The organism is Mesorhizobium sp. WSM4848, assembly GCF_055811375.1.
Genome location: NZ_JBVVPX010000008.1, coordinates 1 through 14,276 on the forward strand (window position 1 = coordinate 1; position 14,276 = coordinate 14,276).

A 14,276-nucleotide genomic window follows, 5' to 3' on the forward strand; every position below is an offset into this window, starting at 1 on the left:
ACGCTTCACCCCAGCCGAATGCGCCAACTACTTCAAGGCAGCTGGATACGACCCAGATTAAACAGGACGCGCTCTAGCTGCCGCTGCACGCCATCCAAATCGACCCGACGTCGCCAGCGTCAAGTCGGTCCGCAAGATGGTAGTCACTGGAGTTCAAGCGCCGGTTCCGCATTCCGGCTTCGACAATAGGGGTTGGAAACAGGGCCGGCGGACGCCGGACTTTGCGGCAGCTGGTTACCGTGGTCGAGCGGGAGCCGAGAGCTGTCGAGTGCGCCCGCCATCAGGCATCGCCCCTCGCACATCCGACGCCGCTTCCGGAACGCTCCCACCTTAGCTCATGCGAATTCCAGTTGGTGCATATCGCCCGCAGGGCAGCATGGCGTAGCGCATCTGTCGCGCGTCAGCCATTGTGGAAGGCGTAACCATACCCGTTGATCGCAGGCGCGCCGCCGAGATGCGCGTAGAGGATCTTAGACCCGTCTGGAAAGAAGCCTCTCTTCACGAGGTCGATCATTCCATGCATTGATTTGCCCTCATAGACGGGATCGGTAATCATGCCCTCGAGCCGCGCGCACAGCCGGATTGCCTCCTTCGTTTCCTCGGATGGTATGCCATAGCGCGGGTACGCGTAGTCCTCGATAAACATCACGTCAGCCTCGATGAGTTCCGTTCCGAGCTCGACGAGCAGCGCTGTACGTTGGGCTATGCCAAGCACCTGTGCCTTTGTCTTGGCGGGAGTCGCAGAGGCATCGATACCGATCACCTTGCGCTGTCGACCGTCCTTGGCGAACCCGACGATCATGCCAGCATGCGTTGAACCGGTGACCGTGCAAACGACAATGTAGTCGAAGGCAAACCCAAGCTGTTTCTCTTGCGCACGCACCTCCTCGGCGAACCCCACATAACCAAGGCCGCCGTATTTGTGGACAGAGGCACCGGCAGGTATCCCATAGGGCCTGCCGCCCCTTGCCTTGACCTCATTAAGGGCTTTTTCCCAACTTTGGCGGATGCCGATGTCAAAGCCCTCGTCGACCAGGTGCACCTCTGCGCCCAAGATGCGGCTCAAGAGAATATTGCCGACCCGGTCGTAGACGGCATCGTCATGTGGAACCCAGCTCCCCTGAACCAGGAGGCATTTCATGCCGACCTTGGCGGCGACCGCTGCCACCATCCGGGTGTGGTTGGACTGCACGCCGCCGACGGTGACGAGCGTGTCGGCATCTGACGCGATCGCATCTGGGATGATGTATTCAAGCTTGCGCAGCTTGTTTCCGCCAAATGCGAGACCAGAGTTGCAGTCCTCGCGCTTGGCGTAAATTTCCACCTTGCCGCCCAGATACTTGCCGAGCCGGTCGAGCTTCTCGACGGGGGTGGGTCCGAAGGTGAGCGGGTAGCGTACGAACCGTTTCAGCATATTTTCCCCAGTGGTACGTGATTGCCCGGAAACTAGCGGTGCACGAGCGCTTCTAAGAGATGCGTTTGACTGTGAGCCGGCCCGTTCGGATGTTTCCAAAAGAGGCTGCTGTTGATATTATTCGGCGCCTCGTTCGCGGTCGAGGCGAAGCACCCGGGCGCTGTTGTGCTCCGAACGATAGCTATGAAGCGAAACCTGCTTCGATGCTGGTCACCACCAGAACGCGGTCTCATCCGATTGTCGCACGCGATGATCACCTCGATAATGGTTGCCCCGAAGTTATAGGGACCTGTGCTTTATCTTGTCACGGCGCCTCAAGGGAGGAGCATTGCCATGCCGAGCATTTGATTGCGCTGGCGTACATCTGAAGATTCATTCCTCACCTCATCACTGTCTGATGACTGGAATTGAACTTTCTGGAAGCTAACGAAAAGCTCAGCCCTTTGCTCGCCGCGAACGCCGCTGGATCGCCAGATTAGAAATAGAAGGTCTGCAAAATAGGCCACCTGGAGAACCAGCCAAAAGGCCAGCGTCGTGAAGACGGCCAGACGGATGGAATCCGACGCGAAGTAAACCGTCACAGCGTTGCCGCACAGGACCATCCCCAGGAGCCGACAAAAGATGATTAAGCGCAATGCCGTTCTCCTGATTTTCTCTCGTAAAATCATGCAGCTCAGGCTGAGACCTGGTCGGCCGCGACATGAGTCTGGCAGTTCTTTGGGCAGACACGGCCGCAGGCTCCACAGCCAATGCATCGGCCAGCATGGTCCACCACCATGATCATGCGATTGAGCTCACCATCGAAGTCGTCGTCACTGCCGTCGCAGGCGCCGAGGATTTCACCCGCGTCATCTACGCCATAAAGGTGCATGACCTCCCGCGAGCAGACCTTGAAACAGCGCCCGCAGCCGATGCAGATCTTGCCATCTATAATCGTCAGATATTCCGGCACCCATATGGAGCCGTCGCGGGTGATGAATTCGCCCTTCATCGTGAAGTCTTCATTTTCGCGAGCTCTCTCCTGGCACCATGTAACTCCGCATAAGCGGCGTGCGCTTTCTCGGCCACTTCCTCTATCTCAGTCCATTTCACCGGAAGACCCTCGGCAAGGCCGCGCAAGTTCGTCTTAGCAATTGCTGCGCGCAGTTGAAGCTTTCGGACTTTTTTTACCATCTCATCCAAGTTTGACATGATCCTTCCTTGAAAATCGGTCTTTCTGCAGTCGCATGATCGACCAGTTTGGTTCCGGAATCCGCGACTTTCCGGAAAGTCTCGAAGCCCAACCGGCGGACGCCTCGACAGAACGAGCAACTGCCCACCCGCGAAAAGCACGCGCCCGAAGCCCAGAAACTTTCACCTTGTGGGCACTTCATCACGCCTGAGCAATCCCCGCTGCGGGGAAAACGTAGAGCCTCCATCACGTCCGGATCCGGATCGCACATGATTGGATCTTCCGGCGCAGTTCCTTGGTGACGGTAAAGCCGCCAGCAGCTCGGTCCCCGATTTAGCATCGGATAAGCCTCAGGATGCATTGGTCGAATAGGGGCAAGACGCTCGCCGTCCTCGTTGACGGCAGGCCAGGCGCTGCGTGAGAGATTTCGTTTCCTCAATTCCAGTCCTCGTCCGCAACCGAGGACTTCTGCTTTCGGGTACGCCGGGTTCGGGCACACCTGCGCAACCGGCGGCTGGCGTGGGAGGCCCCATTCCACGCAATTGACGTCTTCGTGGCCGATCTCGAACACATCCTGGACTCTGATGCCTTCCAAGAAATGCCAAATTCGGCTCGAACTTCTCTTCCGCGCCTATCCGCTTGTTGGTCACTAATGTCTGAGCCTTTCCTTGCAGCAAACGATCCCCCGTCTGCTGCCTGCCTGGGCATACTTCCTGCGGGCGCGCCGCCGCAGAAAACTGGGGATTGAGGGTTCAAATCCAGGTGTTGTTCCTTTGTGATCTTTGCTCATCAGGCGGCTTGACTTTCCGGAGCCTTATTTTGCGGAACCACGCAAAGATCCGCGGAACAGGCGTTCTCACCCGTGTAGTTGGCCAAGGCTTGGAGCAAGGGGGTAAGGTAGGACTGTTTGATGTGGTCCGGCATTGGCTCCGGAAAACCGAGCGATTTGCGGCCGTCGCGATCCACCAGGAACGAGGCAGGAATCCCGAGAGAAGAACTCGCCTTCATCCAAAGCCTGTTCATTTCGCCTGTGTAATCGAACGCGATCCGATAATTTAGATTGGGGAATCTCTGAATCAGCCAAGCATCCAAGCTCGTCCGCGTCTCCTCCGCGGTCGGGCCCTCTTCGCTAGCTGCGACTCCGACGACCTCAAATCCGCTGGTTTGATATTTTTCCTGTAGCTGCATCAGATGGGGCATCGCCGCCACTCCGCATCCAGTCGCCCAAAACTCAACAAGGTACGCCTTGCCCGGTTGAAAGTTCGTGAGGGGCTTGCCACGCAGCCAGCCGTTGACTTTGATCGGAGGAGCGGGGGATTCAATCCGCAACAGCATGTTATTCTCCAAAGCTTTTCCCACACCTTGTGGCGTCTATGAGCAATCTGGCTCTACCCTCAGGAACGGAACACACCTGAGCCCATTACTCGTGTTGCTTGTTCTCATGCGGGTCAGCTCACCCACCATCGCCGCACCTCAACTAGCAAAGGCCGTGCCAGCACGCCTGGCGCGCAGCAAATGCTTTATTGGCTTCAAAAGTCCAACAGGCCCAACACGGCGGTTGTTTCGAACCCGACATGTTTTCAGCCGGCTGTAAGCTTTTGGACACGCATCACTCATGCGTCAGTCGCTTTAGGACAGCGAAGACTTCGCTGTATTGCCGACGGTAAGATTGGCCTCGCCTAGTGGAGCAGCAGCACTTCGGCACCCGGCTCGAAGAGCTGGTAACCCCACGACTGGCTCGCGCGTGCAACTGCGGCCGGCTCATGGCTGACCTCTTCTTCTAGCGCCGGGTCATGAGGGGCCAGGCCATCGAGTTCGAGCTGCCGCGGGTGCTGCGTAAGTGTTTGCCTAGACGTCGGACACCGCATGCACGTCCCATATTTTTCGTGAGCGAGCTTGGAAGGTCTCTGGTAGGTGGTACGCAGTTCAGGCATTCGCCTCTGCTCCCGCAGGGACGGTAAGCGCCCCGAGCCGGGTTCCGGGTTTCCTTGAAGTAGCCCCAATCACTTGCCTCACCCCACGCAGTCACGACACGCATCGCAACGGGCGGGAGCCCTTCACTCCACCGACCCATCCATGGGCGTCAAGGCCACTGCGCAATTCGGAGTGAGCGACGTAACACGATCTTTACGGCCGTAGGGCAAATGCAGCCTCGCAGAATTTATGCAGTGCGCCGGTTCAGTCACGATGACTTGGGAGAAGGCTTCGGCTTGCGCAGCGAAGGCCAGATCATTCCTTAAATGCCGCCGCCGATGATGAGGAGTCTGCGGGTCATATCCCGCTGCCCATTTCTTCTGCGACGGCGTTGGAACAGCTCTCGACGAAGGTAGGGCAGATGTCAGGAGCCTCGGGATTGACGCGCGGCGCACTTTCCAGAAGGCTATCAAGGATGCGACGCGCTCGCCAGGCCAGCAGAGTTAGATTCGGATCAGCCAGCCCGCCCTGCCCGACGCTCGCGTTGTGTACGAAGATGCGGCAGTCACGCGGTCCGTCCCAGAACACCGAAAAATCTTCGCGAATTGCCAAATCATTGTCAATCTTTTCCAGCCGGCCCGCCATCGGTTCCAAGAAGCGTGGCACCGCGTTCTCGTAACCGGTGGCCAGGATGACAATGTCGGCCGTGACTTCTTCGACCTCCTCCATGCCATGCCGCAGGGTGAGTCTGTGGCCCGCGCCGGCGTTGATGCAGTGCGAGACAGTGCAGCCCGGCCGCAGTGTGATTTCGCAATGGTTTGGCTCTAGAAATGCGTGACGGTATAGCGCCTGATAGATCGCGCGCAACGTGCTTTCCGAAATGCCATCCGAAGCAAGCGCGAAGCGCCGCAGGAACAGCTTGCGCTGCGACTCGCTCATTGCCGCGAAACGATCCGAAAAGCAGGGCATGAACAACTCGTTTGTGAACGGGCTGTTGTCGATGGGCAGGTAGTTTTCGCGCTGCGAAACCCAAGTGATCGATCGAGGCCGCCGTTCTCTCGGCAGACCGACAAGGTGCAACAGCACCTCGGCTCCGGACTGTCCCCCGCCGACCACGCAGACATGCTTTTTGTGCACATCAGGATTAATGTGCAGTAATTCAGATGAGTGGAACAGGTTGCGTCCAGTCCAGCCCTGAAACTGAGGCGGAGTATGCGCCTGCTTGCCAATGCCGACCACGACGTTTCTGGCGCCGAGAACCGCGTTATCGGTGCGAACCCGAAACTCGCCGTCAAAGCGGATTTCGCGCACCGTCTCGCCGCCGCGGACAAGCGGGTTCCTGTAGAAGGCCCAGTTCAGGTATTGCTCGAACTCAGCTCTGAGCATGGTTTCGAACTGTGCATTCAGGAAGTGGTAGAGACGCCCGTTCTCATGCAGGTAGTTCACGAAAGTGTAGGCTGATCGCGGGTTCACCAGCGTGACCAGATCCTTGAAGTGGCTGACCTGGAGCTCCGAGGAATCGAATGCGCTGCCTGGGTGCCAGCGGAAGCCGACTTGCCGATCCAAGAACAGTGCCCCTTGCCCAATTTGCTCGTGCATCTGGCACGCAAGGCTCAAATTAGACGGCCCAACTCCCACTCCAATGCAAGAGAGCTCCACTTGTCTTGCTCCTCTAGGTGCTTCCCAATTGGGCGATGTTAGAGGAATATCGGCTCTGGCCATCGGCTTCAGTCTCCACGCGGGCATTCTCGACTTCGGTGTCACTGGATTTGCTAGATTTTGTCCCCGCTTTCATATGGTCGGGCATGAAGCCACATGGATCCCGGCCAAGTGATGAGATCGACACTCATGTCCACGACTTGGTGGGGCGTGCGGCGACATATGCCCGCCGCTTCGATGATTGCGTCTCGGTCGGCGAGCTGCTTTCCAACGTTATTCCATGTTTTAATCGGGCGAAGTCGCCCGCCTCCATCATGATTCGCCGACCTTTGACCGACTTGGCTGTCAGCGAGGGCGCGATCTCGAATGCGGCGACAGCATTTTTCCCTGAGCCTGCTCATAGGAGGACATCCGCTGATGTGTTCGGAAGATCCTCTGCATCAAACGTGCCAGAAGGAAACTTTCATGAAACAACGGGTAGCGGGTTTGTGGTCCTTTCGAGTATCCAACAATGAGGGGGAAACCTTGCGCCGGTGGCCGATTTGCCGCGTCGCCGTCCTCTTGCCAGGAGCCGGTAGCTAAGAGGGCAGCTCCGCATCGGAATTTTCTCTTAGGACGGCCAGCAACCCAGGTTCATGGACTGTGGCGCGGAAGAAGGCTCTTGCCACTTCTCGCGGCGGGAATCTGAAAAGGCGCCTTCGGAAGCCGGGGGTCCCAGGAGGTCTCTCCCTCTTGCGGAAGATGGAGGCGAGATCCGGATTTTGAGACGCAGAATCCAGCTAAAGACGGTCACACAGCTATGTCGAGGCCGTGTGCCCCATCCTGCAGCACCACGAGCCTGACGGTGCTCGCGACCAGTGAGACGCATTCGTCCGCAGCTTTATCGAGGCTGCCTCCAGGCGGGTCGGGAAGGAGATATTCTGGGAAGGCGAAGGTGTTGACGAGTTGGGCCGCGAACGCAGGAATAACCAGGCGCTGATCCAAATAGACAAACGTTCTTTCGGGCCAATCGAGGTTGACCTGCTGATCGGTGATGCCTCCAAGGCGGCCATCAAGCTCGATTGGAAGCCGACGACTACTTTCGATGAGCTCGCCTCGTAAATGATCGAGGCCGACTCCCGCGCGTACGGGATCACGCTCGCGTGACGCGAAAAACGCAATGATTTCGCCGGGCATTTGCAGTCCAAAGCAGCATTCGCCGGCCCGCCTCTCTCAGGCGGTCGGCCGGCACCAGTCAGCACCCGGTCGTTTGGATCGGCAAATTCACACATCCTACAGAGCAGAAAACCATCCGCTCCGTTCATGCGATCGACGACTTCGCAAAAAACTGGGCTTTTAAAGAGATCGCCGTATTCGTCGCATAGAAGGTTGCCCAGTACGTGACGCCGCTCAAAGTCCATGGAGCAGAGAGTAACCTCGCCGTTTGGAAGGAGAACATTCCGATACTGTCGTTCATCCACGCATATCAGCGCTCCGACGACTGGCTGCCGTGGTTCTACAATCTTAGGGATCTACGCTTCCACCCCTGCTGCTCACCGGTCGCGCGCGAACTAGGGCTTCGGCAGGGATAATGTCGGCGATATCGGGATGGGCCTCGCCCAAAACCACGAATCGAATTGATGGGATGTCGGCGTCGACGAGTTGACCAACCAAATCGCGATACTTGTCTCCAACAATGCGGCATTCATGGGGGCGCCATCAAAAACATGAACCACGAATACCCCCAACCGCAGCGCCTGCAAGCGTTGTAGATCCCGCCCCTTCATTCCCACAAGCGTCGTGAAAATCCTGATGCCATGGCCGTTGGCGGACGCGTGCTCGACCATTTCGGTGCAATCCGGATTGAGCCATGGCTCAGAATACCCGGCAAAACTAATGTCGACGGAGGTTGGTACGCGCGCCAGACAGCGCTTGAAATCTCCAAGACTAAGATGCTTCGTATCAGATACTTTTCTTTGCCGGTCAGCGAACTTGTCCTGCGGACAATATGAACATCCCACGATGCATCCTGTGGTCGTCGTTATCTCCAAAACTCTGCCGGCTGGGATAGCGGAGCGCAGTTCCGGTAAAATCATTCGTTATGACTCCCACTCGTCTGGTTATGCATAACGTCCAGCATGGTGTCTTTGGCTTCATGACATCGACGGTCAATGCGATAGCCCTGCCCCCGTGTGGGGGGAGATTGGCCGTCATCGCTGCTTTCGCCAATCTCCAAGGCTGAAGTTTGGAGCCGCCAGTGAAGCTGCCGATCTCCCCCCTTGCGGCCCCTTGCGGGGAGATGGCCGGTAGGCCAGAGGGGGGCGCTGTCCCGCCAGCGTTAGATCACGTTCAATTCCCTGAATGCCCGCCCTTCAGCGACACGGCTGTACCCAAACGCCGAGCAGTCCACCGTGCGGTAGCCGCCATGCACGATCAGCTCGGTCAGCGCCTTGCCGACCGCCGGCGCCTGCTGCAGGCCGTGGCCGGAAAAGCCATTGGCGAAGAGAAAATTTTCCACTTGCGGATGCGGGCCGATCACCGCGTTCTGATCGAGCGTGTTGTAGTCGTAATGACCGGCCCAGGCGCGCGTCGGCTTGATGGCTTCGAAGGCGGGAATGCGGGTCGCCAGCACCGGCCAGATCACCTCTTCGAACAGCGGCCAGTCGGGCTCGAAATCGTTGGGGTCGGCGGGGCCGTCGCCCTCTTCGGGTTCGGCCCCGCCGGTGATGTAGACCGAGCCTTCGGGTCGGACATAGATGCCTGAGGGATCGACCAGCATCGGCATGTCGTCATATTTCTCGCGTGCCTCGAAGATGAAGACATTGCGCTTGCGCGGTTCCACCGGCAGCACCAGTCCGGCCATTGCCGAAACATTGCCGGCATTCGGCCCGGCGGCGTTGATGACGATGCCGGCGTCGAGCCTTTCGCCATTGTCAAGGCTGACGCTGGTGACACGCTCGCCCTGCCGTTCGATGCCGGTCACATCGGCGGTGATGAAATCGATGTTTTTGTCGCGCAGCGCCTTGCGGAACAGCATCAGCATGGCATGCGCGTCGAACCAGCCCTCGCCCGTGCGGCCATAGGCGCCGGCGGTGATGCCCTCGGCCGACAGCCATGCAAACCGGCGGACGAGCGCCTCCGCATCCTCAAGCACGATGTCGGCGCCCTCGGCCAACTGCGTCTGGTGGTTGGCCTCAAGGATCGGCAACCCGTTCTCGCCGGCAAGGATGAGGTAGCCGCCTTCGCGAAAGCCGATATCGGCGTCGGCTCCAAACTCTTCCGTCAGCCGCCGGAACAGTTTCAGCGTGAACTGCGACAGCCGGATGTTTTCCGGAATCGAAAACTGCTGGCGGATCGAAGCGCAGGACAGCGTCGTCGCCGCATGGGCGAACTGCGGGTCGCGCTCGACCAGCGCGATCGAGCCCGAAAACCCTTCCTCGCGCAGATAATAGGCGATCGAGGAGCCGACGATGGCTCCGCCGATGATGACGACGTCGTAGCGCACTTTTCGCTTCTCCAGTTCCAGAGCATGATCCCGAAAGACGGTTTCGGAAAAGATCGTGCTCCAATCTATACAGCCAGTAGGATGATCCCGAAGCGCGTGCCGCGCTCGGAGTCAATCAGGCGGATCGTGCCATCCTGCGCTTTCAGGAGGGCCAGTACGATGCCGAGGCCCATGCCGGATTTGGCCTTTTCAAACGGGCGCGGCTCGTTCTTCGAGGGGCTACCATGGGATGATGTCTCACAAATGCGTTCGAAAACTCCCATGCATGAAGCGTGCCGGAAAAGCAGTCTGCCCAACCAATGAGTTCTCGAATTCCAGCTCGTCCGGAACCCGACATTGTCGGATAACCGACGATGCGGGCAGATGGATGCTCGCGGCAGTGCCCCTTCCACACCGCAGGCCGGGCAGCATCAGGTCAGGCATCCACGGCTGGCCCTTCGCGGCAGCATGGTAGGCCAGATATTTTCACTGCTCGAAATACGGTCGGCCACGTTTTTGGCATCATGCCAGGCGCCCCAGAAGAAGCTGGACCCTCTTTGCGACTGCCAAGGTAAACCAAGGCATAGAGCCGGGCTGGCTCGAGACGCCACGGTGGTGCCTTGGCCGGCCCTTCTCGTCGAAGGCGTCGACCTTCAGCCAGCTGTAGTCGACAGCAAAGCCTGTCGCCCAGACGAGCGCCGCTATCCCGGCCTCGACCAGGTCGAGCTCGCGGACCGGATTGGTCACGCATTCCGGATCCTGGTCGACCCGATGGGCCGCGGGCTCTTCCGAGAGGTCGAGACGGTTGCGAGCGACATAGGCGTCGGCGTCATCCAGCAGCGACATCAAGCCTGCGTCGCCGCGGGCAATGTTTTTCGCCAGATCGGGCGCGAAGCTCATCACGCCGTCCTGGTACTTGCTTGTCATACCGAGGAGCGTAAGCCCCTGCGCGGCCAGACGACCGAAGTCGATCGTCTCGCCGCCGCGCGCGCCGCTCACCGCGACCGTGACGTGTTCGGTGCCGGGTCCGGGGTCTCGGCGTCCCACTTGCCGAGGACGCCCAGCCATCATTAGAAGTCGCGCCCGCGATAGGCCCGCGGCGGGCGATCGTGATGGGGATCTGGAAAGGTCCGGTATCCCGATGCCGCCTCTGTCACCCCCGCCTCCTCGTCGGGCTAAGGCTTGAGTTTGATGACCGGCTCCATCACTGCGAAGACCGCGTCGTCCGGTAGGTGGCACTTGATATTATGGCTACCGGGCAGCTTTCGGATGGGCGGAACCTCGCGCTTACAAATTTCTCTGGGAACCAGATGCTTGCGCGGACAGCGCATCTGGAAGGGACAGCCGCTCGGCGGATCCATCGCCGAGGAAATGTCGCTTTCGAGCACAATGTGTTTCTTGACGACATAGATGTCGGCAATCGGGATCGCCGACAAAAGTGCATCGTATAGGGGTGGTAGGGCGGCGACAATATCTGCTCGACGATGTGGCGGAGATACGTGACCACCACACGGTCGGCGGTTTGGCATCTCGAATGTTCAGATGATTGGCCACCCAGTGGGGCCGCCAGCAGTGCCATGCGTACTGCTCGGCGGAAAGGCGAATGCAGGCGGGAATATTCATCGTGCAAATGAGAGCATAATCGCAATCGATTAGAGCGATGACTCGACGAGCGATATATGGAGGCGGTTCGTCGCGTCGTGGCTGCATTTGGGAGAATTGAGATCAAAAAACTCATCCTACAGCTGAAGCGGTTTCTTAGCGGTCAACCAGCTTCCGAAACCTTCGGCAACGAGCGTCACGATGTTAGCTTGGGTTCTAGTGGCATCGACCGGACCGCCGATTGCGACGACCCATCTTTGACACGGGAAAGCGATCACGAATCCTGCGGCGAGAAGGCATGGGACGAACTCTCCGGTGACAATGGCCGCGAACCGCGCATTTTCAGGAGGGACAATGAGAAGCTCTGCGACTCCGGCGCAGATGTTCTCTACGCTGGAAGCAGCAAAGATTATCTGACCGCGGGCGTTGACTCACGGCTCCAGGATCGGATGAGCGGCTTCGACCCGAGGTTCGGGTGGAAGCCGCACATCATCGTTCTCGTCGATATCGAACGAGATACCTTCATCTTTCATACGGTGGGGTTCTACAGAGACGGTTATGGCCCGAACTCTGTCGATAACGCCAGCGTAGTGTCCGGCTATCCGGCGAGTTGGTTTTATAACGGCAAGTCACGTAGGGCCTTTGCCTCGGGCGCGCCGGATAGCGGCGCACCACTGCGCACCCCAACCATGCCGGCCGTGGCCAGAGACCAGACGCGTTTGCCCTCCAGCGAGATCATTATCTTTCCCTTTAAACGAGCGTGATTCCGAAGCGTGACAGTCGGTCTCGACCATTAGACGAGCTCATCAAAGTCGTCTTTGGCTTCCAACCGTGCTTGGTGGCCGCCTTAGCAGCCCTCGCCAATCGGCAGGTCCACCCTCGGCCTGGACCGAAATAGCCGCTTCTATCCGGATCAGCGCCTGTTTACTACTGCGTTCGCGGCCTACCTCGTCAACGCCTTCCCCTTCCAGACGATCTCCCTCCCAACACGGGCAGCCTCGACAAAGCTGCGGCCGAATGCGTCCCGCGGTCGCGAGCACAATCGTCAGCTCGTGGTGCTGCAGGATGCGCCAGGAAAGCGAGCGGTTAAATTGAGTGGTGTACCCTGGGCATCAGAACTGGGAGGACTCCGTTCCTTTCCGCCTTGCGCATGACTGGAGAGATTTCAGATGGGCGTCGCCTCCTGAGCAAAGCTTTTTCATGTTCGTTACTCTCCGTAAACTCGATTGTTACGATGGAGCGCATCTACGGTATGAATCCACGCATCACCGTAGAGCTTCGAACAGCATCGGTGCGGCTCCGCAACCAGTCAGCGAGCCAAAAACAGCGGCAATGTCGGCTTCTCAAAGATCCATCTCGTCACGCCGCCAAAGAGCCGCTCACGCAGCCGACGGCTGCCATAAGCGCCCATGACTATCATGTCGGCAGACGTCTCGATTGCGTGCTGCGCGAGCACCGTGGCCGCCGATTTGCCGGCACTTGGCAGTAGGTCAACCGACACCCGAGCACCGTGCCGAGTGAGATAGGCGGCGATGTCGGCTCCAGGCTCCGCGCCGTTCCCGCTATAGTTCGGCTTCGGATCGACCAGGGCGACACGAACTTGCTCAGCAGCGCATAAGACACCCAGCGCTTCCCGAACCGCACGGGACGCCTCGACTCGCGAATCCCAACCGACCAGGACGCGCCGTGGCCACAGGGTCGCCTCAGCGCCCTTCGGCACAACGAGCACCGGCCTTCCCGTATCGAACAAGCAGCCGTTGACAACGGGAGGTCCGAGATTCTCGTCATTGAGGAGACACGGTCCGATGATCGTGAGGTCGGCGCAGAGCGCCCGCTGTCGTGCCACTTCGCCGAGGCTTGCCGGACCGCAATAGTTAGTGTCAACGTCATAGGCGAGCGACATAGCTCTCAGCAGTTTCTGGATATCTTTGGAGCGTTTTTCCATTCTGGCCACGTCCTGTGTAAATCGGTCGATTTGTCGAAACCGGTCATTCAATCTGGCAATTGCCTGTCCACGTCCTCCAGGCCACTCGGGGACACCATCTCCGATCGACGGATACGACATAAGGAGCATCGGAGGCGGTATAACCAGTACGGAAAGGTGCGCGCCGACTTCGGCACATAAGCCGGCGGCAGTTCTGACGTCCTGATCGGAATTGTCAGCGCCGGTCGCACAGAGTACGCTTTTAAAAGCCATCTGCCTGCTTCTCCTGAGTATTCGTTTAGGGCGTTTCAGGCCGCAGGACCGGCTCACCGCGCGCGGGAGGGGCACCACACCCAGCACTTGATTCAGTCGTCCGGCTTCTCGAGCGAATAGCCAGCCGACCTGACGGTGCGAATGACGCTGCCGGGCGAAGCCGTTTTCAGGGCTTTTCTGATGCGACTGATATGCACATCGACGGTGCGTGCACCGACATGGATGTTGGGCGGCCAGGCCGCGCCGATAAGTTCGTCCCGGCTGAAGACCTTCCCGGGAGCTTCAATCATAAGCCGCAGCACGTTGAACTCGATGGGTCCGAGGTGGATGTCGTGGCCGTTACCGCGAACCCGGTGGGCGTCGAGCTTTATCTCGAGGCCGCCACAGGAGAGCCAACCGCCATTTTCAAGACCATTTGCACCCCGCTTGGTCAGCGCCAGCCTCGCGCGTAGACAGTCGAGCAGCTTGGCCGGGGCGATCGGCCGCACAAAGCTCTCGTCAATGCCGGCCTTCAGGAGATCGAGGTGCTGGTTCGCCGCGCCCGGCGCGATCAGGGCAATGATGGGCAGGTCGGCGGTCCGCGGCTCCCCCTTGAGCCGTGCGCAGATTGCAGACCCGGTTATGCTCGCTGGCCCGCAATCCAGCACCACAGCCTTGAAGTCCCGCTGGTCGGCCAATGCAAATGCATCCTTCACGCAGCCTGCCGGCTCACTGGCGAAGCCGTCCGCCTCCAGAACGTGGCTATACATCAGATAGAACTCCGCATCGTCCGAACAGATCAGCACCAGCGGCTTCATCGGCACTATCCCAAGAGCCCCATCGGCCCGGACCGGGTCGGCGGCGTAAGGTGGCCATC

General features: G+C 59.1%; 12 protein-coding genes and 3 pseudogenes. 1 reads left to right on the forward strand and 14 read right to left on the reverse strand.

The genetic code is table 11. The features are described 5' to 3' along the window. Positions 1-400: 400 nt before the first annotated feature. The 12 genes and pseudogenes from AC0L16_RS10155 to AC0L16_RS10210 all read right to left on the reverse strand — a co-directional run. Positions 401-1,414: a 1-aminocyclopropane-1-carboxylate deaminase gene (locus AC0L16_RS10155; protein ID WP_473620572.1), complete on the reverse strand. Its 1,014-nt coding sequence runs from the start codon at positions 1,412-1,414 to the stop codon at positions 401-403. A gap of 314 nt (positions 1,415-1,728) precedes the next feature. Beyond that, a complete protein-coding gene (locus tag AC0L16_RS10160) occupies positions 1,729-2,049 on the reverse strand; it encodes an exopolysaccharide production repressor protein (RefSeq protein WP_473620574.1) in 321 nt (106 codons plus the stop codon). Between the two features lie 38 nt (positions 2,050-2,087). After that, the gene (gene fdxB, locus AC0L16_RS10165; protein ID WP_473620575.1) at positions 2,088-2,405 is read right to left on the reverse strand and encodes a ferredoxin III, nif-specific; all 318 of its coding nucleotides are present in this window, start codon (positions 2,403-2,405) and stop codon (positions 2,088-2,090) included. Beyond that, entirely contained in the window at positions 2,402-2,605 is a 204-nt protein-coding gene (locus tag AC0L16_RS10170; protein WP_473620577.1) for a CCE_0567 family metalloprotein, read from the reverse strand. Before AC0L16_RS10170 ends, fdxB begins: the two co-directional genes overlap by 4 nt. A 769-nt stretch (positions 2,606-3,374) precedes the next feature. Beyond that, the gene (locus tag AC0L16_RS10175) at positions 3,375-3,920 is read right to left on the reverse strand and encodes a TlpA disulfide reductase family protein (protein ID WP_473620579.1); all 546 of its coding nucleotides are present in this window, start codon (positions 3,918-3,920) and stop codon (positions 3,375-3,377) included. A 936-nt stretch (positions 3,921-4,856) separates the two neighbouring features. Next, positions 4,857-6,098, reverse strand: coding sequence for a lysine N(6)-hydroxylase/L-ornithine N(5)-oxygenase family protein (locus AC0L16_RS10180; protein ID WP_473620580.1), 1,242 nt, complete (start codon positions 6,096-6,098; stop codon positions 4,857-4,859). Between the two features lie 849 nt (positions 6,099-6,947). Next, positions 6,948-7,334, reverse strand: a complete 387-nt coding sequence (locus AC0L16_RS10185; protein ID WP_473620697.1) for a hypothetical protein — start codon at positions 7,332-7,334, stop codon at positions 6,948-6,950. A gap of 149 nt (positions 7,335-7,483) precedes the next feature. Next, positions 7,484-7,558 (reverse strand): annotated as a pseudogene (locus tag AC0L16_RS10190) (SPASM domain-containing protein); the annotation flags it as partial. Positions 7,559-7,708: 150 nt separating this feature from the next. Further along, entirely contained in the window at positions 7,709-8,233 is a 525-nt protein-coding gene (locus AC0L16_RS10195) for a hypothetical protein (protein ID WP_473620582.1), read from the reverse strand. Positions 8,234-8,475: 242 nt separating this feature from the next. Further along, positions 8,476-9,642: an NAD(P)/FAD-dependent oxidoreductase gene (locus AC0L16_RS10200; protein WP_473620583.1), complete on the reverse strand. Its 1,167-nt coding sequence runs from the start codon at positions 9,640-9,642 to the stop codon at positions 8,476-8,478. 435 nt (positions 9,643-10,077) lie between these two features. Then, a pseudogene (locus AC0L16_RS10205) lies at positions 10,078-10,733 on the reverse strand (FAD-dependent oxidoreductase); the annotation flags it as partial. Positions 10,734-10,796: 63 nt separating this feature from the next. Continuing rightward, positions 10,797-11,140: pseudogene (locus tag AC0L16_RS10210) on the reverse strand (oligopeptide/dipeptide ABC transporter ATP-binding protein); the annotation flags it as partial. 160 nt (positions 11,141-11,300) lie between these two features. Between AC0L16_RS10210 and AC0L16_RS10215 the strand changes: the two are divergent. After that, positions 11,301-11,987 carry a hypothetical protein gene (locus AC0L16_RS10215; RefSeq protein ID WP_473620584.1) on the forward strand — a complete coding sequence of 229 codons (687 nt, stop codon included), beginning with the start codon at positions 11,301-11,303 and terminating at the stop codon, positions 11,985-11,987. A 545-nt stretch (positions 11,988-12,532) separates the two neighbouring features. On the opposite strand, the gene AC0L16_RS10220 is transcribed toward AC0L16_RS10215, so the two are convergent. Together AC0L16_RS10220 and AC0L16_RS10225 are read right to left on the reverse strand one after the other, a co-directional pair. Next, positions 12,533-13,420, reverse strand: coding sequence for a universal stress protein (locus AC0L16_RS10220; protein WP_473620586.1), 888 nt, complete (start codon positions 13,418-13,420; stop codon positions 12,533-12,535). Between the two features lie 92 nt (positions 13,421-13,512). Next, positions 13,513-14,217, reverse strand: coding sequence for a response regulator transcription factor (locus AC0L16_RS10225; protein WP_473535558.1), 705 nt, complete (start codon positions 14,215-14,217; stop codon positions 13,513-13,515). Between the last annotated feature and the right edge of the window lie 59 nt (positions 14,218-14,276).

Bases quoted from the DNA above. Each gene is read 5' to 3' on its own strand.
- AC0L16_RS10155 (WP_473620572.1), bottom strand. From the start codon at position 1,414: ATGCTGAAACGGTTCGTACGCTACCCGCTCACCTTCGGACCCACCCCC.
- fdxB (WP_473620575.1), bottom strand. From the start codon at position 2,405: ATGAAGGGCGAATTCATCACCCGCGACGGCTCCATATGGGTGCCGGAA.
- AC0L16_RS10170 (WP_473620577.1), bottom strand. From the start codon at position 2,605: ATGTCAAACTTGGATGAGATGGTAAAAAAAGTCCGAAAGCTTCAACTG.
- AC0L16_RS10175 (WP_473620579.1), bottom strand. From the start codon at position 3,920: ATGCTGTTGCGGATTGAATCCCCCGCTCCTCCGATCAAAGTCAACGGC.
- AC0L16_RS10180 (WP_473620580.1), bottom strand. From the start codon at position 6,098: ATGCACGAGCAAATTGGGCAAGGGGCACTGTTCTTGGATCGGCAAGTC.
- AC0L16_RS10185 (WP_473620697.1), bottom strand. From the start codon at position 7,334: ATGCCCGGCGAAATCATTGCGTTTTTCGCGTCACGCGAGCGTGATCCC.
- AC0L16_RS10195 (WP_473620582.1), bottom strand. From the start codon at position 8,233: ATGATTTTACCGGAACTGCGCTCCGCTATCCCAGCCGGCAGAGTTTTG.
- AC0L16_RS10215 (WP_473620584.1), top strand. From the start codon at position 11,301: ATGGAGGCGGTTCGTCGCGTCGTGGCTGCATTTGGGAGAATTGAGATC.
- AC0L16_RS10220 (WP_473620586.1), bottom strand. From the start codon at position 13,420: ATGGCTTTTAAAAGCGTACTCTGTGCGACCGGCGCTGACAATTCCGAT.
- AC0L16_RS10225 (WP_473535558.1), bottom strand. From the start codon at position 14,217: ATGAAGCCGCTGGTGCTGATCTGTTCGGACGATGCGGAGTTCTATCTG.